This is a genomic window from Rothia sp. HMSC073B08 (assembly GCF_001812975.1).
GTDB lineage: Bacteria > Actinomycetota > Actinomycetes > Actinomycetales > Micrococcaceae > Rothia > Rothia mucilaginosa.
Genome location: NZ_KV811051.1, coordinates 24,823 through 42,529 on the forward strand (window position 1 = coordinate 24,823; position 17,707 = coordinate 42,529).

The following is a 17,707-nucleotide window of genomic DNA, read 5'->3' on the forward strand; positions in this document are numbered from 1 at the left end:
GGTTTTACCCTTTTCTTTCCATCAATTTATTTCTACAAACAAACCGTGAGGGTGGGTATTTTCCCCGCGGGCTGAAAGTTCGTACACTTAGATAAATGAGCACCGCACCGTATTTTTCTGGCGATGACCGCTTCATGCATCTTGACCGTTCCCGTTGGTCGCACCTAGCCAATGAGATTTCTGTCCCCCTCAGTGCTGAGGAAATTGAGTCTCTTCGTGGTCTGGGTGAAACTGTCGACCTTGAAGAGGTGCAGCGTATTTATCTGCCGGTTTCTCGCCTTCTTAATCTGTATGTAACTGCCGCATCCTCGCTGAACCATATGACGAATGATTTTCTGCATGTGTCTCAGCGTCGCGTCCCGTTCATTATTGGTGTGGCGGGTTCTGTTGCTGTGGGTAAGTCGACGACGGCTCGTATTTTGCAGGCTCTTTTGAGTCGCTGGCCTTCGACTCCGAAGGTTCAGTTGGTGACTACGGATGGTTTCTTGTACCCGAATGCGGAGCTTCAGCGTCGCGGCATTATGCACCGCAAGGGTTTCCCGGAGTCTTATGATCGCCGCGCCCTGTTGAATTTTGTGTCGCAGGTGAAGTCCGGTGCCGAGCGTGTGGTGGCGCCGAAGTATTCGCACCTGTATTACGACATCATGCCGGATGAGCATATTGAGGTCACGGCACCGGATGTTCTGATTCTTGAGGGTTTGAATGTTTTGGCGCCTTCTCAGGCTGAGGGTCCGGAGACTTCCGATCTGACGCTGAGCGATTTCTTTGATTTCTCTATTTATGTGGATGCCCGCACTGAGGATATTGAGCGCTGGTATGTGAATCGTTTCTTGACTCTGCGTTCTTCGGCTTTTGCGAATCCGGAGTCGTATTTCAAGCGTTATGCGGAGCTGAGCGATGAGCAGGCGGTTGAGGTAGCGACCGGCATTTGGAAGAGCGTGAATGAGCCTAATCTGGTGCAGAATGTTTTGCCGACTCGTGCTCGTGCGCATTTGATTCTGCAGAAGGGTGCCGAGCATACCGTGGAGCAGGTTCTTCTGCGTAAGAACTAGAGGTTCTTTAGGTTTTTAGTGTTCGTGTGCGGCTTTTAGCCGGTATTGTGGTGCATTCTAGTAGAAGGCGCCGGAGGCTCCACTCCCTCGCGGGGTGGGTTTAGGCTTCCGGCGCTTTTTGTTTGCATCTACGCCATGATGAGGAGTTATTGTGAAGTCTCTGCACCGTACGTCTACCGCTCAGGAGTCTCTTAATAGTTCTGCGCTGAACCGCCGCGCTCTCTTGGGTGCCGCTTTGGGGGTTGGCGGCACGGCGCTATTGGTGGCTTGTGGTTCGCAGGGTGGTTCACAGGGTCAGGGTGCCTCCTCTTCATCTTCTGCAGCGAGCGCTTCTGCTTCTGAGTCTGCGACGGCTTCAGTGGCTTCTTCTAGTGCCTCTTCCACTGCGGCGACCTCTTCTGCCGCGCCCTCCCCTGTTGCTTCTGCTACCGGTGCTTCTGCCAGCACTTCAGCTTCTGCGAGCACGTCTTCTTCCCCGTTGGCTCTTGCTCAGCCGAGTGTTGAGTCTCAGCCGGACTCGTTGCGTTGCCTCGTGAATAAGATGCGCCCTTTTGCGCAGCAGGACTGGGAGCCGAGTGACCTGGTGGAGTTCTACGGCCATCAATTGCGTGCTGAGGCGGCTAAGGCGGCGGACACGATGATTGATGCGGCGGCGACCGACGGCGTGACCCTGCTTGTTTCTAGCGCGTATCGTTCGTATGCGGTGCAGCAGCAGACCTATCAGTATTGGGTTTCGGTGAACGGCCAGCAGGTGGCAGACCAGTTGTCGGCTCGTCCCGGCTATTCGGAGCATCAGACGGGTTTGGCGATTGATTTTGCTTCTCCTGAGGGTTGCCGTCTGGAGGAGTGTTACCGCGATACGCTGGCTGGTCAGTGGTTGGCGAAGAATGCTCCGCGTTACGGATATATTTTGCGTTTCCCTGATGGTCGTCAGTCGGTGACCGGTTATCGTTTTGAGCCGTGGCATTACCGTTATGTGGGTGTGCAGATTGCTCAGGAGTATGTGTCTTCGGGTGCGAAGACTTTTGAGGAGTTCATCGGTACGGGTGCGGCACCCGATTATGCAAGTGCGAGCTAGGCTCTGGGCTAAGCTTTCAGCTTTGCCAGGTGCGCTAAGCGGTGATGTGTGTCGTATTTCTAGGTTTCGTACCGGGAATAAATAGGCACAGTAGATGCATATTTTTTCGCGTACACGCCGCGTAAATCCGCGATTTTTCGCAGGTTTCAGAGATTTTTACTCACCTTTATATGACCTAGACCTTAAGTATTGGGTACCACAGAACCACTGTGAAGAAAAACACATGCTTTACAGTGAAAATTTTCTCAGAATATGGCATTTTGAACACCTAAAAGGCGCTATTCTATATCTCATGCTTAAGGGTTTTAAAGATTTTCTGATCCGCGGTAACGTCATCGACCTCGCAGTTGGTCTGATTATGGGTACCGCCTTCACCGCTGTGGTGACCTCGCTTGTCCAGGCCGTCCTGATGCCCGCTATCTCGATGCTGGTTAAGTCCCCCAACTTCGATGAGTTCCTGGTCTTCGGCCAGATCAAGGTTGGCGTGTTCCTGACCGCTGTTGTCAACTTCATCCTGATTGCAGTTGCTGTGTACTTCGCAGTTGTTGTCCCCACTCAGAAGCTGACTGAAATCGCACTGGCTAAGAAGAAGGCTGAAGACGAGGCTGCTGAAGAAGAGGAAGAGACCGAGATTGCCCTCCTGAAGGAGATCCGCGACGCTCTGGCAAAGAAGTAATTTCTCTGCTCTCTAACACTAACTTTCGAACCCCCGTATCCCTGTGGATACGGGGGTTTTCCGTATCCACATCCCCTACGACCACCCAAGATAACGAAGAAGGGCTGGGAAGGTAACACCTTCCCAGCCCTTCTCTATCCTCCACTGCGGTCTTCACACCGGAAGAATACGTTTAGAGTGCCAATTCCTTAGCCACAACGTCAGCCAGCTGCTGAGCAACCTCATCAGCCTGCTCCTGGGTTGCAGCCTCAACCATCACGCGGACCAGAGGCTCAGTGCCGGATGCACGCAGCAACACACGGCCGCTCTCACCCAGTACTCCTTCAGCCTCGCTCACAGCGGTAGCGAGCGCCTCGTTGGTCTTGACCGCCGCACGGTCAACGCCCTTGACATTGATTAGGCGCTGCGGGGTGGGCTGCATGCGGGATGCCAGCTCCGAGAGGGTCTGACCGCTACGTGCCACCTCTGCAGCCAGCTGGATGCCGGTCAGAACGCCGTCACCGGTGGTTGCGTAGTCGCTCATGATAACGTGGCCGGACTGCTCGCCACCGAGGTTGTAGCCGTGCTCGCGCATAGACTCGAGGACGTAGCGGTCGCCCACAGCGGTGCGGCCGAGGGTAATGCCGTGCTCGCGCAGGTACAGCTCCAGGCCCAGGCTGCTCATTACGGTTGCGACGAGGGTGTCCTTTGCGAGCTTGCCTTCGCGCTTAGCGGCAACAGCCAGGATAGCCATAATCTGGTCACCGTCTACCAGATTGCCCTTTTCGTCAACTGCCTGGCAACGGTCCGAGTCGCCGTCGTGGGCGATGCCGAGGTCCGCGCCGTGCTCAACGACTGCTGCCTGCAGCTTCTCGGGGTGGGTGGACCCCACGCCGTCGTTGATGTTGGTGCCGTTGGGCTCTACAGCCAGTGCGACAACCTCTGCACCCAACGCTTCGAAAGCTGCGGGAGATGCTGCGTATGCCGCACCGTTTGCGCAGTCCAGAACAATCTTCTTGCCTGCGAGGGGCTTGCCTTCAGGCAGGGTGGAGACCAGGTGCTTCACGTAAGCCTCGGTACCGTTCTCCAGGGGCTTGACGGTACCCACAGCGCCACCGGTCGGGTAGCGGAAGGACTTCTCGCGGTAAACGCGTTCAATGGCGTCCTCAACGGAGTCTTCCAGCTTCTGGCCGCCTCGGGCCAGGAACTTAATGCCGTTGTCCGCTGCCGGGTTGTGCGATGCAGAAATCATCACGCCGAAGTCAGCGCCGGTGTATGCCACCAGGTAAGCTGCTGCGGGGGTGGGGACAATGCCGGCGTCCAGCACGTCAACACCTGCGCTAGCGAAGCCAGCCTTCATCGCAGAGACAATAAAGTCTGCAGAGGATCGGGAGTCATTTGCAATCACGGCACGGGGGCGTACACCCTCTTCTACCGTGTCAAAGCCCAGAACAATAGAAGCCGCCTGCGCGAGCTCCATAGCCAGGGCGGGAGTAATTACATCGTTTGCCAGACCGCGTACGCCGTCGGTTCCAAAAAGTCGTTCAGTCACCCTTTTATTTTACGATGCGCATAACTCTCCTCAGGCGTATACACCGTATTTTCTTCAGAATCAGAAAGTGATTTTCAGCGGCTACATATCTGCTTCATAGCTAATGTTTCTATAGACACGCAAAGGTGCCTGCTCTCAGTTCCCAGAGAGGGAAAAGAGAGGCAGGCACCTTCACAGTGCACGCTATATGGCGGTTTATTGCCCTAGAGCAGGCTGAGGCTCATGCCCTATTTGCGTCGCTTACTTGACGACGGGGAAGCCGTCGGGGGAGTCACCGGACTCGTCCTCGAAGACGTGTGATGCGGAGCGAACGATCAGCGAGTCGAGCTCGCCCACGACTGCCTCGTCCTTGGAGGGGTAGTCGAACTGGGAGAGCACGTAGCGCATTGCTTCCAGACGTGCGCGCTTCTTGTCGTTGGACTTGATAACGGTCCAGGGGGCGTCACCGGTGTGGGTGTAGAAGAACATTGCTTCCTTTGCCGCGGTGTAGTCGTCCCACTTGTCCAGGGATGCCAGGTCGGTGGGGGAAAGCTTCCACTGACGGACCGGGTCGGTACGGCGGGAGGGGAAGCGTGCGAGCTGCTCTTCGCGGGTGACGGAGAACCAGAACTTGATGATATGAATACCGGAGTTCACCAGCATGCGCTCCAGGTCCGGAACTTCGCGCATGAATTCGAAGTACTGTGCCTGGGTGCAGTAGCCCATAACGCGCTCAACACCGGCACGGTTGTACCAGGAGCGGTCCATCAGGACGATTTCGCCGCCGGAGGGCAGGTGCTTGATGTAGCGCTGGAAGTACCACTGGGTCTGCTCGATGTCGGTCGGCTTCTCCAGTGCCACAACGCGAGCGCCACGGGGGTTCAGGTGCTCGGTGAAACGCTTGATGGAGCCGCCCTTACCTGCTGCGTCGCGGCCTTCGAAGATAATCAGAATCTTCTGACCGGTGGACTTCGCCCAGAGCTGCAGCTTCAGTAGCTCAATCTGCAGGGCGCGCTTTTCCTTCTCGTATGCCTTACGGCTGAGCTTGGTGTCGTAGGGGTAACCCTTCTTCCATGCCTGCGAGGTTTCGTCGTCCTTCTTGTCCTTGCCGAGGGCGCGGGTAAGGGAAGCCATTTCGTCCAGCTCTGCCGAGTAGTCCTCGACAACGGAGGTGCGGCGTGCCTGGGGCTTCAGGGCTTCCTTGATGGCTTGTTTCTTCTCAGAACCGGTGTGTGCGTGTGCGCCTTCAGCGGCGTGGTGGTGGGATTCAGTCTGAGGAGCCTCCACTGCCTTCTCTTCGGGCTGGGTGGAGGGATTCTGCTCTGCCATGAGTACTCTTTTCTTCCTGTCTGCTTTGACTCTTTAACTCTACCGGTGTGCTCTTCGATGAACAAACGTAACAGTTATATGCACCCTATAACCTTGTAACGCTCAGGGTGAGTAGATACGCAAACGCCCCGCTCTCCTAGGGAGAGACGGGGCGTAACGCTTCGTGAAAACCAGCGATTAACGCTTGGAGAACTGCGAAGCCTTGCGTGCCTTCTTAAGACCAGCCTTCTTACGCTCGATGACGCGTGCGTCACGGGTCAGGTAGCCAGCCTTCTTCAGTGCGGGGCGGTTGTTTTCGCGGTCGATCTCGTTCAGTGCACGAGCGATACCCAGGCGCAGAGCACCTGCCTGACCGGAGGGGCCACCACCGTTGATGCGTGCGATGACGTCGTATGCGCCCTCAAGCTCCAGGAGCTTGAAAGGCTGGTTGACGTCCTGCTGGTGCAGCTTGTTGGGGAAGTAGTCTTCCAGGCTACGACCGTTGATGGTCCAGTTGCCGGAACCGGGCACAACGCGAACGCGTGCCACTGCTTCCTTGCGGCGACCAACTGCTGCGCCTGCAACAGTCAGGGCCGGGCGTGCTGCCTTAGCCGCTGCGGGAGCAGCGGACTCCGAGGTGTAGCTGGTCAGCTCTTCCTCGACTACGATCAGCTCTTCGTTCTGAGCCACGATTTCTCCTATTGTTTCTCGTAGGCCCGAATTACTGGGCGACCTGGTTGAATTCGTAGGTCTTGGGCTGCTGTGCCGCGTGCGGGTGCTCGGGGCCAGCGTAGACCTTCAGCTTCTTGAGCTGCTGTGCAGCAAGCTTGTTCTTGGGCAGCATGCCCTTGACAGCCTTCTCAACCGCGCGAACGGGGTTGGTCTCAAGCAGCTCTGCGTAGTTCACGGACTTCAGACCGCCGGGGTAACCCGAGTGGCGGTATGCACGCTTCTGCTCGAGCTTTGCACCGGTCAGGGCGACCTTCTCAGCGTTCACGATGATAACGAAGTCACCGGTGTCAACGTGGGGAGCAAAAGTCGGCTTGTGCTTACCGCGCAGCAGGATAGCGGTCTGGCTTGCGAGGCGGCCGAGAACAACGTCGGTGGCGTCAATGACGTGCCACTGGCGCTCGACTTCGCCGGGCTTGGGAGTATAAGTGCGCAAAATATTGGCCTTTGTCTCGAAATGTACATACGGCGCTTAGTTGGGTATCGCGCCTTTTACTTACGTGCATGACGAACACCCGGGTGAGGACCGAGCTGCCGCCCGTTCTGCCCGTACTCTAGACCGCCTTAACGTCCTGCAACTAGACAGCGATTTAGAGCGCGCTCGGGTAGAACACGCACAACATATCAAGACTATACAGGACGTCGAGTGCTTAATCCACCGCCAAAGCCTTAAAAATAGGGCTTTTTTGTCTTAAACACATTTTAAATTCCATCCGTGTAATTCACCCGGGGTAGTTGCGCTCCCCCGCGACGCTTCACGGCGCATGAGCAACGTGACGGGGCTCAATATATACAGGGCGTTAAGCGCTCTGCGCTTCGTGGTCCTCGCGCTTTGCTCGAGCACGTTCCGCCTGCTCTCCATACAACTCCGGGGCAGGGTAGTAAATCTCAGCTAGTGCCAGAGCATGCGGAGGCGCAAGAGTCAGCGAAGCTTCGCGTCCCGGGTTCTCGATCCGCTCACGCAACCAGGCCGCGTCACGTTTACCCGTGCCGTAGAGCACCAACGCACCCACAAGTGAACGCACCATGTGATGACAGAAGGCATCAGCCACCACACGCACCTCAATAAGGCCACTTTCAGCACGAGTGAAGCTAAGCTCTCGCAGCTCACGAATCGTGGTCGCGCCTTCACGCGGCTTGCAGAAGGAGAGAAAATCACGCAGGCCGAGTAGCTGCTGCGCCGACTGGTTAAGATCAGCACAATCCAGGTGCTCAGGTACCGCCCAGGTGTAGGTACGGTGCAGAGGATTAAGACCGTCCGCCGCGCCATCTGCAATGCGATATACGTAGCGGCGACCGGTAGCCGAGAAGCGCGCATCAAAATCGAAGGGAACCCCAGTGACGCGGTGAATCTGAATAGCGCCCTGCAGAATGCCGCGAACGTTCTTCGGCAAGTTCAACTGCTCTTCCGCATCGTAGAGGCAGCGCTGAAGAGCACCGGTGAGGCGGCGGCCCAGGGCAGCCGTCGGGTCGTCCTCCCCCGTTCGACCTTGCAGGCGAGTCCAGTCCTCATCGTTCAGATCGCAATGCAGGGTCTGGGCTTCCGCATGCACACCGGCATCAGTTCGACCCGCGACCACCACGCGGTGAGGCGCCCGCAAAATCAGTTCAAGGGCATTCTCAATGACCCCCTGCACGGTAACCAGGTTCGGTTGGGCAGCCCACCCGCTAAAAAGAGAACCGTCGTAGGCACAATCAATTCGCACGCGGTGCGTAGCAGTGAAGGGCTGTTCTTCACGGTTCTCTAAAGCAGTAGCGTTATGCATTGGTGTGCCTTTCAGCGGTAAAGGACGGTTGAAGAATACGGATCGGCTCTTGTATTAGCGAATACGCAAAGAACCGTCTCCTTGTTAAGTATGCAGATACACCAATCCGCCGCCCACAGCAGTGGACGGCGGATTGACATATTTTAGGCTTAGCCTAAATCAGCTGGGATCCGTATTACTCGGAAACCTTCTGTGCTGCTGCGCCACCTGCGGGGGCGTAACCTGCAGCCTCTGCCGACTCAGCGGAGTCGAACCAGATTTCAGCCTTGGTGCTGGAGTACCAGCGGGAACCGGGCACGTGGTACTTCATGGAATCGGCGTTACCCTTAACCTCGAAGCCCTCGGGAGCCTCGCCGGACTCCAGGGGTGCGTGGGAACCTGCCGGCAGGCCCTCAGCTGCTTCAGCCTTGGGAGCCTCAGCTGCCTTCTCAGCAACCTTGGTTGCCTCAGCAACTGCACCCTTGGTTGCAACGGGCTCCATGACGAGCTCGATGACTGCCATGGGAGCGTTGTCACCCTTACGGTTACCGATCTTGATGATGCGGGTGTAACCACCGGGGCGCTCTGCCATTGCCGGAGCAATAACGGTGAAGAGCTCGTGCACGACGGACTTGTCGGTGATGGAACGCAGCACGCGACGGCGAGCAGCCAGGTCGCCCTTCTTACCGAAGGTGATGAAGCGCTCTGCCACCGGACGCAGGCGCTTTGCCTTGGTCAGGGTGGTGGTGATGCGCTTGTGCTGGAACAGCTGCGCCGACAGGTTGTTGAGCATGTGGCGCTCGTGGGTCGGGGAACCGCCGAGGCGGGGACCCTTAGTGGGAGTAGGCATAGTTAAATCTCCATAGTTGCGTTCCCTAACGCCCCAGCAGCGGAGCCTCTTAGGGAATCAAGTTTGACTGATCCCGGTGGAACCGGGTGAACTATTCGGTCGAAATTATTCGCCGGAACCGTCTTCGTCATCAAGCGGGCGTGCAGCAGGCTCGAAACCGGGAGGGGAGTCCTTCAGAGCCAGGCCGAGCTCGATGAGCTTTGCCCTGACCTCGTCAATGGACTTAGCACCGAAGTTACGGATGTCCATCAGGTCAGCTTCACTGCGGGTCACGAGCTCACCCACGGTGTGGATGCCCTCGCGCTTGAGGCAGTTGTAAGAGCGGACGGACATGTTCAGGTCCTCGATCGGCAGTGCCAGATCAGCGGCCATGGACTCGTCGGCGGGCGACGGGCCAACTTCGATACCCTCAGCTGCAATGTTCAGCTCACGTGCCAGGCCGAAGAGCTCGACCAGGGTGCTGCCTGCAGAAGCAACGGCGTCACGCGGTGCGATGGCTTCCTTGGTTTCGACGTCCAGGGTCAGGCTGTCGAAGTCGGTGCGCTGCTCAACACGGGTCGCGTTCACGCTGAAGGTAACCTTCAGAACCGGGGAGTAGATGGAGTCAACCGGGATACGGCCAATCTCGCCATCGCCGACCTTGTTCTGAGCTGCAGTCACGTAGCCGCGACCGCGCTCGATAACCAGCTCAGCGTTGAAGTTTGCCGAGGCGTTCAGGGTTGCCAGGTGCAGTTCCGGGTTGTGGATCTCCACGCCAGCGGGAACCTCGATGTCGCCTGCGGTCAGTTCACCTTCGCCCTGCTTGCGCAGGTAGGCCACGACGGGCTCGTCGTTCTCAGAAGAGATGGAGAGCTTCTTGATGTTCAAGATGATCTCAGTGACGTCCTCGGTCACGCCGGGAACGGTGCTGAACTCGTGCAGTACACCATCAATGCGGACGCTGGTAACAGCGGCGCCGGGGATGGAGGACAGCAGAGTACGGCGGAGGGAGTTACCCATGGTGTAGCCGAAACCGGGCTCCAGAGGCTCGATGGTGAAGCGCGAGCGGTTGGGCGCTACGACCTCTTCAGTCAGAGTGGGGCGCTGTGCAATAAGCACTTTGTTTCCTTTCGGTGAGCTCCGCTATATGAGCCCACAGGTTGGGGAAAACATATCTTAGGAAGCAGACGGGTGTCTGTACTCTCCGGGCACAACTCCGTGGAGCGTACCCGTCGAGGGATTTAGGTCAGGAACCTAATTAGACGCGGCGGCGCTTCGGGGGACGGCAACCGTTGTGTGCAACGGGGGTAACGTCCTGGATCGAACCGACCTCGAGGCCTGCAGCCTGCAGGGAGCGGATTGCGGTTTCGCGACCGGAACCGGGGCCCTTGACGAACACGTCAACCTTGCGGACGCCGTGCTCCTTGGCGCGGTTTGCAGCAGCCTCAGCAGCCAGCTGTGCGGCGTAGGGGGTGGACTTACGGGAGCCCTTGAAGCCCATGTCGCCAGCGGAGGACCAGGAGATCACTGCACCGGTGGGATCGGTGATGGAGACGATGGTGTTGTTGAAGGTCGACTTGATGTGAGCCTGACCAGCAACGATGTTCTTGCTAACCTTGCGGCGGTTGGTCTTACGAGCTGCCGCAGCGCGAGTCTTGGGAGGCATTTTTGATTCTCCTACAAAGGTTTTCTAATACGTTGGTCGGATAGAGATATCCAACAGAGCAACGTTGCTTACTTCTTCTTACCTGCGACGGTACGCTTCGGGCCCTTGCGGGTACGTGCGTTAGTCTTGGTGCGCTGACCGTGAACCGGCAGGCCGCGGCGGTGGCGCAGGCCCTGGTAGGAACCGATTTCAACCTTACGGCGGATGTCAGCTGCAACCTCGCGGCGAAGATCACCTTCAACCTTGTAGTTGCCTTCGATGAAGTCACGAAGTGCCACGAGCTCCTGGTCGGTCAGGTCCTTGACGCGGGTGTCAGGGTTGACGCCGGTAGCAGCGAGGGTTTCGTGTGCACGGGTCTTGCCCACGCCGTAGATGTAAGTGAGAGCAACTTCCACGCGCTTTTCGCGGGGAATATCAACTCCAGCGAGACGTGCCATACTGGCTTCTCCTTGTTGTTTTCCAGAGGTCTATAGCATCACTGCCCGGGTTGTTCTGACCCGGTCCCCGGCCTCTGAGTCCGGAGGTATCCGAAGGCGCCTCGTTGGCGTTGCTTCGGAGCGGTGCCTATGACAATTCCGCCCTCTTACAGGGCGGCTATGAAGTCAGCTGCTAGGGATTAGCCCTGGCGCTGCTTGTGGCGCGGGTTTTCGCAGATCACCATGACCACACCGTGACGGCGGATCACCTTGCACTTATCGCAGATCGGCTTAACGCTCGGCTTGACCTTCATCGCATTCCTTTTGATTGCAACTTGATTACTGGCGAGATAAGAGGTTCCCTCACTTACGTTGGGGAACTGCGTTATCCCTTTGAACACGATTTAAACGCCGCCAGGGGCGACGTTTATCTCGGGTTTACTTGTAACGGTAGACGATACGACCTCGGGAAAGGTCGTAGGGGCTCAGTTCCACTACTACTCGGTCCTCAGGCAGGATGCGAATGTAGTGCTGACGCATCTTGCCCGAGATGTGTGCGAGAACCTTGTGGCCGTTATCCAGCTCAACACGGAACATCGCGTTGGGCAGAGCTTCAACCACAGAGCCTTCAATCTCGATGACGCCGTCTTTCTTAGCCATATCCTCCGCTAACGTCGGTGCCCGTCGCAGGTGCGGCGGGCAAATGTATCTTCTGTTTGTGAGCTCACCGTGGTGAGGTGCTAGGGCGTTTTAAGGCGCACTTAACACTGGCACAAACAACCAACTGTTAACTCTACGGCAAAGACCGTGGAAAAACAACCGTGATTTTTATGACATCAGGCACTTAAGGTTTAAAAGGAAGAAGCCCCTCCCCCACGCTCCAGGAAGTCTTAAGGACTTCCTTCCGCAGGAAAGGGGCACCGTTTATCGACCAAAGCTCAGCCGCTTAGTCTTCCTTAGCGGCAAGCTGACCGCATGCTCCATCAATATCGGAACCGCGAGTATCACGAATAGTCGTCGGAATACCGTGAGCACGCAGACGCTCCACAAAGTTCTGTTCAACGCCCTTACGGGATGCCGTCCACTTCGAACCCGGGGTCGGGTTCAGCGGAATCGGGTTCACGTGCACCCAACCACGGCCGCGCTGCGCCAGCTTCTTACCGAGCAGATCCGCACGCCAGCCCTGATCGTTAATATCGCGAATCAGCGCGTACTCAATGGAGACGCGGCGGCCGGTCGTACGGTAGTAGTCGTACGCAGCGTCCAGGGTCTCGTCAACCTTCCAACGCTGGTTAATCGGGATTAGCTCATCACGCAGCTCATCATCCGGAGCGTGTAGAGACAGCGCCAAAGTAATGGGCAGCTTCTCCAGCTCAAACTTACGAATGCCGGGCACCAGACCCACGGTCGACATGGTCAGACCACGAGCAGAAATACCGAGGCCCTCGGGCGAAGGGTCAATCAGACGGTGCACAGCACCCATGGTTGCCTTGTAGTTAGCGAGCGCCTCGCCCATACCCATGAAGACAATGTTGGAAACACGCAGCGGACGAGTATCCTCAGAGCCACCTTCTGCTTCTTCCAGGCCCTTCATCTGCTTCAGGTAGCGGGCACCAGCTACGACCTGCTCCACAATTTCTGCAGTAGAGAGATTACGGGTCAAACCCTGCTGACCGGTTGCACAGAAGGGGCAGTTCATACCGCAGCCAGCCTGCGAAGAAATGCACATGGTCACGCGGTTGTCATAGCGCATGATGACGGACTCAATGAGCGCACCGTCAAAGAGGCGGTGCACAACCTTCAGGGTATCACCACCGTCAGCTTCGAGGGTACGGACCGGGGTCAGCAGCTGAGGCATCGCCTGTGCAACCATCTGCTCGCGGTCCTTAGCCGGCAGGTCAGTCATCTCGGCGGGATCAGTGACCAGACGCTCAAAATAGTGCTTTGACAGCTGCGACGCACGGAACGACTGGTAGCCCAGTTCCTTCAGAAATTCGCGGCGACCAGCCAGGTCGAAGTCAGCGATGTGCTTGGGCGGCTTCGCGCGGCGCGGCGCTTTCAGGGCAATCTGGCCGGGTGCGGGGCGAACGTTCGAGATTTCAACCGGCACCTTGGTCGCAGCGGGCGCGGTTGCCTCGCCGCTATTGAGAGTTTCGCTCATGGAGCTTCTTCCTTGTGATGTGGATGCTTTCGGATGCGCTATCACGCACCGGACCGGATTCGCCGGTTTCTTCGAGTGGAGGTGGGGGCAGTTAAGGTGGGTTCCCCCTAGGGGTGGGCTTAGGCGGGAATCGGAACCGGGGTTACGCCAAAGCGAGCAAGTTCGCTGGCGCCGCCGTCTTCTGCGGTCAGAACCCAGATGCCGTCGCTGTGCACAGCAACGGAGTGCTCCCACTGGCATGCATCGGAGCCGTCAACGGTCACAACGGTCCAGTCATCAGAGAGCACCTTGGTCTCGATGGAACCGGTGACGAGCATCGGTTCGATAGCGAAAGCCATGCCGGGCTTGATCTTCGGGCCCATGTCACGTACTGCGTAATTCAGTACGTCCGGCGCCATGTGCATCTGAGAACCGATACCGTGGCCCACGTAGTCTTCAATGATGCCGTACTTGTCGCCGTATTCTTCGGTCACGTACGCTTCGATGGCAAGACCAATTTCGCCGACCTTCTTTGCGGTTGCCAGAGCGGCAATGCCGTGCCACATCGCTTCGCGGGTGACGGCGGAGAGCTCTGCGCGGGCTTCGCTTACGTTGTCACCAACCAGCACAGTACGTGCCGAGTCACCGTGCCACTGGCGGTTGGTAGCGGGGTCGATGACGTATGCGCCACCGTCGATGGAGAGAATATCGCCCTCCTTGAGCACGTAGTCGCCGGGGATGCCGTGAACAACCTCGTGGTTGACGGAGGTGCATACGGTCGCAGGGTAGTCGTAGTAGCCGTAGAAATTGGAGGTGCCACCCAACTCCAGCATGGTGCGTTCAAAGGCGGCGTTCACCTCTGCGGTGGTTACGCCGGGGCGCGCTGCCGCCACTGCAGCATCGAGTGCACGGCTGGTAATGACGCCTGCACGAGCCATCTGCTGAAGCTGTGCATTGGTTTTGATTTCGACTCGTGCCATTCTGACTCCTTAGGTATGTGGGGCGGTACGCCCAAGCTTAGAACTCTACAGACAGCACTGTACCCCCGCAAGTCTTTGTGATGCATCATGCACCTCAAATTGCGGGGGTACAGCAGAAGATTACTTCAGAGCGTCGAGGATGCGCTCGGTGACTTCAGCAATCTCGCCGAGGCCGTTAACTTCCTTGACGATGCCGCGTTCGCGGTAGATTGCGATCAGCGGTGCAGTCTCTTCCTCGTAGACCTTCAGGCGGTGACGGATGACCTCTTCGTTGTCATCGGTGCGACCCTGCTCTGCTGCGCGGTTGAGCAGACGCTCGACGAGTTCGTCGTTGTCTGCAACCAGCAGGAGAACGCGGTCAATCTTCTCGCCCTTGGCTTCGAGGATGGAATCCAGCTCGTGCACCTGGGAGGTGTTACGGGGGTAGCCGTCGAGCAGGAAGCCGTTGACGACGTCGCCCTCCTCCAGGCGTGCGCGCACCATGTTGTTGGTGACGGAGTCTGGAACCAGGTTGCCGGAGTCGATGTACGACTTCGCTTCCTTGCCCAGCTCGGTCTCTTCCTTGATGTTCTTACGGAAGATATCACCGGTGGAAATCGCGGGAATCTTCAGCGCTTCAGCGATCTTGACGGCCTGGGTGCCCTTACCTGCACCGGGAGGGCCGACGATGAGCAGACGGTTCATCGGAGCAGTCCTTCGTAGTTTCGTTGTTGGAGCTGAGCGTTGATCTGCTTGAGAGTATCAAGACCAACACCCACCACGATCAGCAGCGAGGCGCCACCGAACGGGAAATTCTGGTTTGCGTTGAATAGGATAAGCGCTACCAGGGGAATCATGGAAATTACACCCAGGTAAAGTGCGCCAGGCAACGTAATTCGGTTGAGTACGTAGCTGAGGTAACGCTCGGTGGGCTTACCGGCACGGATACCGGGGATGAAGCCACCGTACTTCTTCATATTGTCCGCTACTTCTACCGGGTCGAAGGTGACCGCCACGTAGAAATACGCGAAGCCAATAATCATAAAGAAGTAGAGAGCAATGTACAGCGGGTGATCGCCGCGCACCAGGTATGCGTTGATCCAGTTAACCCAGTCCGGCGGAGTGGAGCCGTCGGTGGGGGTGTTGAACTGGGCGATCAGACCGGGCAGGGTCAGCAGGGAGGAGGCGAAAATCAGGGGGATCACGCCTGCCATGTTGACCTTCAACGGAATGTAGGTACTGGTGCCACCAATGGTGCGTCGACCAATCATGCGCTTTGCGTACTGCACGGGGATACGGCGAACAGACTGCTCCACGTAGACCACAGCGAGCATGACCAGCAGGCCGATGCCGCAGACAGCTGCGAAGATACCCCAACCGTGGGTGCGCTGGATGGAGCCCAGAGCACTCGGGAAGGAGGAAGCAATGGAGGTGAAGATCAGCAGGGACATGCCGTTGCCGACGCCACGCTCGGTAATCTGCTCACCCATCCACATGATGACGGTAGTACCCGCACACAGGGTGACGATAATCAGCAGGATGTGCAGTACGTCGTCCTGGGGAATGATGCCAGGGCAGTTACCCAGCAGAACGCCGGAGCGCGCCATCGAGACGATGGTGGTTGCGTTCAGCAGAGCAAGAGCGATGGTCAGGTAGCGGGTGTACTGGGTGAGCTTTGCCTGACCCTGCGCGCCTTCATCGTGCAGCTCCTGGAATCGCGGGATGACCACGCGCAGCAGCTGGATGATAATGGACGCGGTAATGTACGGCATCACGCCGAGGGCAAAGATCGAAAGCTGCAGCAGTGCGCCACCACTGAAGAGGTTGACGATATCGTAGACGCCACCGCTCGTAACATTGGCGTTCAGACACTGCTGTACATTTCCGTAGGAAACGCCTGGCGCGGGGATGAAAGTGCCCACGCGGTACAGCACAATCATTGCCAGGGTAAACAGCAGCTTACGCCGCAAATCGGCGGTCTTAACGACTCGCCCGAATGCGCTCAGCACATGTCCTCCTGTAAGTCTATGGGGCGCCCATCCCTCTCAAGGAGTTTTAGGGCGCAGTAAACACATCTTCCAGTCTATCGTGTTTGGAGCGGGTAACGATAACTCCCTAGCAGATTATGTAGCTTTTATATTCTCTTAGCGTGATTTTTGAACACTAAATGTGGCGTGCACCAAGCGTTCAAATATACGAATACAGGAATATACCCCTGTTGTGAGTCTTTTCGAGCAGCAAAAAGCCCCCGCCGTACACCGTACGGACGGGGGCTTTCTCGTCTTGAAGACTACTTAACGGTTACAGAACCGCCAGCGGCCTCGATCTTCTCGATAGCGGAAGCCGATGCCTTGTCGACAACAACGTTCACCTTGACGGAGATTTCGCCGTTGCCCAGAACCTTCACGAGCTCGTTCTTGCGAACGGCACCCTTAGCAACCAGTGCCTCGACGGTGACGTCGCCACCGTTGGGGAACAGTTCCTGGATGCGGTCCAGGTTAACAACCTGGTACTCGGTGCGGAAGGGGTTCTTGAAGCCGCGCAGCTTCGGCAGGCGCATGTGCAGCGGCAGCTGGCCGCCTTCGAAGCCTGCACGAACCTGGTAACGTGCCTTGGTACCCTTGGTACCGCGACCTGCGGTCTTACCCTTGGAGCCTTCACCGCGGCCAACGCGGGTCTTTGCCTTGTGGGCACCCGGTGCCGGGCGCAGATCGTGAATCTTGATAGCTTCTGCCATCTTTACTTGACCTCCTCAACCTTCACCAGGTGAGCAACGGTGTTAACCATGCCAACGGTGACGGGGTCAGCAGTGCGGACTACCTTGTTGCCAGGGCGCTTGAGGCCCAGGGAACGCAGGGTGTCGCGCATGTTCTGCTTCTGACCAACATAGGACTTGACCTGGGTGATTTCCAGCTTTGCGTCGCTGGGCTGAATACGCTTGGCCATTACTACGCACCTGCCTTTTCAGACTTGGTGTTGCGCAGGTAGCTGGGGATAACCTCATCGGTGGGCAGGCCGCGGCGGGCTGCCACTGCCAGGGGCTCCTCAAGCTCCTTGAGTGCTGCAACAGTTGCGTGAACGATGTTGATCTGGTTCGAGGAACCGAGCGACTTGGACAGCACATCGTGAATGCCTGCGCACTCGAGTACTGCACGCACGGGGCCACCTGCGATAACACCGGTACCAGCGGTTGCCGGGCGGAGCATCACAACGCCTGCAGCTGCCTCACCCTGCACGCGGTGCGGGATGGTGCGGCCTTCGATGCGGGGAACGCGGAAGAAGTTCTTCTTTGCTTCCTCGACACCCTTGGAGATTGCTGCGGGAACTTCCTTAGCCTTACCGTAGCCAACGCCGACCAGGCCGTTACCGTCACCAACGACGACCAGTGCGGTGAAGCTGAAGCGACGACCACCCTTGACGACCTTGGAAACGCGGTTGATGGTCACAACGCGCTCGATGTACTTGTCCTTCTCCTCCTCGCGAGCGCGGTTGTTACGGCGCTCACCACGGCCACGACGCTCGCCGCGGTTGTTGCGGCGCTCCTCGCGCTGGTTGGAGGTCTCAGCGGTTTCAGCTACTACTGCTTCGCTCACCTGAGT

General features: G+C 57.6%; 21 protein-coding genes. 3 read left to right on the top strand and 18 right to left on the bottom strand.

Annotated features, from left to right (window positions below; genetic code table 11):
* Positions 1-95: 95 nt before the first annotated feature.
* The 3 genes from coaA to mscL all read left to right on the top strand — a co-directional run bounded on the left by coaA (position 96) and on the right by mscL (position 2,806).
* Positions 96-1,052: a type I pantothenate kinase gene (coaA, locus tag HMPREF2884_RS01790; RefSeq protein WP_070615103.1), complete on the top strand. Its 957-nt coding sequence runs from the start codon at positions 96-98 to the stop codon at positions 1,050-1,052.
* Between the two features lie 151 nt (positions 1,053-1,203).
* Entirely contained in the window at positions 1,204-2,130 is a 927-nt protein-coding gene (locus tag HMPREF2884_RS01795; RefSeq protein WP_070615106.1) for a M15 family metallopeptidase, read from the top strand.
* Positions 2,131-2,422: 292 nt separating this feature from the next.
* The gene (gene mscL / locus HMPREF2884_RS01800) at positions 2,423-2,806 is read left to right on the top strand and encodes a large conductance mechanosensitive channel protein MscL (RefSeq protein ID WP_049349266.1); all 384 of its coding nucleotides are present in this window, start codon (positions 2,423-2,425) and stop codon (positions 2,804-2,806) included.
* A gap of 172 nt (positions 2,807-2,978) precedes the next feature.
* Here the strand turns inward: mscL and glmM are convergent, their stop codons facing one another.
* The 18 genes from glmM to rpsE all read right to left on the bottom strand — a co-directional run bounded on the left by glmM (position 2,979) and on the right by rpsE (position 17,701).
* Positions 2,979-4,337 carry a phosphoglucosamine mutase gene (gene glmM, locus HMPREF2884_RS01805; RefSeq protein WP_070615109.1) on the bottom strand — a complete coding sequence of 453 codons (1,359 nt, stop codon included), beginning with the start codon at positions 4,335-4,337 and terminating at the stop codon, positions 2,979-2,981.
* Positions 4,338-4,577: 240 nt separating this feature from the next.
* Positions 4,578-5,645 (bottom strand): polyphosphate kinase 2, encoded by a 1,068-nt coding sequence (gene ppk2 / locus HMPREF2884_RS01810; RefSeq protein ID WP_070615112.1) that lies wholly within the window; start codon positions 5,643-5,645, stop codon positions 4,578-4,580.
* 177 nt (positions 5,646-5,822) lie between these two features.
* The gene (gene rpsI, locus HMPREF2884_RS01815; RefSeq protein WP_070541455.1) at positions 5,823-6,314 is read right to left on the bottom strand and encodes a 30S ribosomal protein S9; all 492 of its coding nucleotides are present in this window, start codon (positions 6,312-6,314) and stop codon (positions 5,823-5,825) included.
* A gap of 31 nt (positions 6,315-6,345) precedes the next feature.
* Positions 6,346-6,789: a 50S ribosomal protein L13 gene (gene rplM, locus HMPREF2884_RS01820; protein WP_005505035.1), complete on the bottom strand. Its 444-nt coding sequence runs from the start codon at positions 6,787-6,789 to the stop codon at positions 6,346-6,348.
* A gap of 364 nt (positions 6,790-7,153) precedes the next feature.
* Positions 7,154-8,119 (bottom strand): tRNA pseudouridine(38-40) synthase TruA, encoded by a 966-nt coding sequence (truA, locus tag HMPREF2884_RS01825; protein ID WP_070615115.1) that lies wholly within the window; start codon positions 8,117-8,119, stop codon positions 7,154-7,156.
* 175 nt (positions 8,120-8,294) lie between these two features.
* Complete coding sequence (gene rplQ, locus HMPREF2884_RS01830) at positions 8,295-8,948, bottom strand: 50S ribosomal protein L17 (protein ID WP_005505032.1); 654 nt, start codon at positions 8,946-8,948, stop codon at positions 8,295-8,297.
* A gap of 105 nt (positions 8,949-9,053) precedes the next feature.
* The gene (locus tag HMPREF2884_RS01835; RefSeq protein WP_070615118.1) at positions 9,054-10,046 is read right to left on the bottom strand and encodes a DNA-directed RNA polymerase subunit alpha; all 993 of its coding nucleotides are present in this window, start codon (positions 10,044-10,046) and stop codon (positions 9,054-9,056) included.
* A gap of 139 nt (positions 10,047-10,185) precedes the next feature.
* A complete protein-coding gene (gene rpsK / locus HMPREF2884_RS01840; protein ID WP_005505028.1) occupies positions 10,186-10,593 on the bottom strand; it encodes a 30S ribosomal protein S11 in 408 nt (135 codons plus the stop codon).
* Between the two features lie 68 nt (positions 10,594-10,661).
* Positions 10,662-11,030 carry a 30S ribosomal protein S13 gene (gene rpsM, locus HMPREF2884_RS01845; RefSeq protein WP_005505026.1) on the bottom strand — a complete coding sequence of 123 codons (369 nt, stop codon included), beginning with the start codon at positions 11,028-11,030 and terminating at the stop codon, positions 10,662-10,664.
* A 179-nt stretch (positions 11,031-11,209) separates the two neighbouring features.
* Positions 11,210-11,323 (bottom strand): 50S ribosomal protein L36, encoded by a 114-nt coding sequence (rpmJ, locus tag HMPREF2884_RS01850; protein ID WP_004005257.1) that lies wholly within the window; start codon positions 11,321-11,323, stop codon positions 11,210-11,212.
* A 124-nt stretch (positions 11,324-11,447) separates the two neighbouring features.
* Entirely contained in the window at positions 11,448-11,669 is a 222-nt protein-coding gene (gene infA, locus HMPREF2884_RS01855) for a translation initiation factor IF-1 (protein ID WP_005505018.1), read from the bottom strand.
* A 286-nt stretch (positions 11,670-11,955) separates the two neighbouring features.
* Positions 11,956-13,170, bottom strand: a complete 1,215-nt coding sequence (rlmN, locus tag HMPREF2884_RS01860) for a dual-specificity RNA methyltransferase RlmN (RefSeq protein WP_070615121.1) — start codon at positions 13,168-13,170, stop codon at positions 11,956-11,958.
* A 119-nt stretch (positions 13,171-13,289) separates the two neighbouring features.
* Positions 13,290-14,129, bottom strand: a complete 840-nt coding sequence (gene map, locus HMPREF2884_RS01865) for a type I methionyl aminopeptidase (RefSeq protein ID WP_070615123.1) — start codon at positions 14,127-14,129, stop codon at positions 13,290-13,292.
* A gap of 120 nt (positions 14,130-14,249) precedes the next feature.
* Positions 14,250-14,813 (bottom strand): adenylate kinase, encoded by a 564-nt coding sequence (locus HMPREF2884_RS01870; RefSeq protein WP_049327567.1) that lies wholly within the window; start codon positions 14,811-14,813, stop codon positions 14,250-14,252.
* Positions 14,810-16,117 carry a preprotein translocase subunit SecY gene (gene secY, locus HMPREF2884_RS01875; protein WP_005505014.1) on the bottom strand — a complete coding sequence of 436 codons (1,308 nt, stop codon included), beginning with the start codon at positions 16,115-16,117 and terminating at the stop codon, positions 14,810-14,812. Before secY ends, HMPREF2884_RS01870 begins: the two co-directional genes overlap by 4 nt.
* A gap of 281 nt (positions 16,118-16,398) precedes the next feature.
* Positions 16,399-16,845 carry a 50S ribosomal protein L15 gene (gene rplO, locus HMPREF2884_RS01880; RefSeq protein WP_005505008.1) on the bottom strand — a complete coding sequence of 149 codons (447 nt, stop codon included), beginning with the start codon at positions 16,843-16,845 and terminating at the stop codon, positions 16,399-16,401.
* A gap of 2 nt (positions 16,846-16,847) precedes the next feature.
* The gene (rpmD, locus tag HMPREF2884_RS01885; RefSeq protein WP_004005265.1) at positions 16,848-17,054 is read right to left on the bottom strand and encodes a 50S ribosomal protein L30; all 207 of its coding nucleotides are present in this window, start codon (positions 17,052-17,054) and stop codon (positions 16,848-16,850) included.
* A 2-nt stretch (positions 17,055-17,056) separates the two neighbouring features.
* On the bottom strand, positions 17,057-17,701 hold the full coding sequence (gene rpsE / locus HMPREF2884_RS01890) for a 30S ribosomal protein S5 (protein ID WP_171840195.1): 645 nt from the start codon (positions 17,699-17,701) through the stop codon (positions 17,057-17,059).
* Positions 17,702-17,707 lie beyond the last annotated feature (6 nt).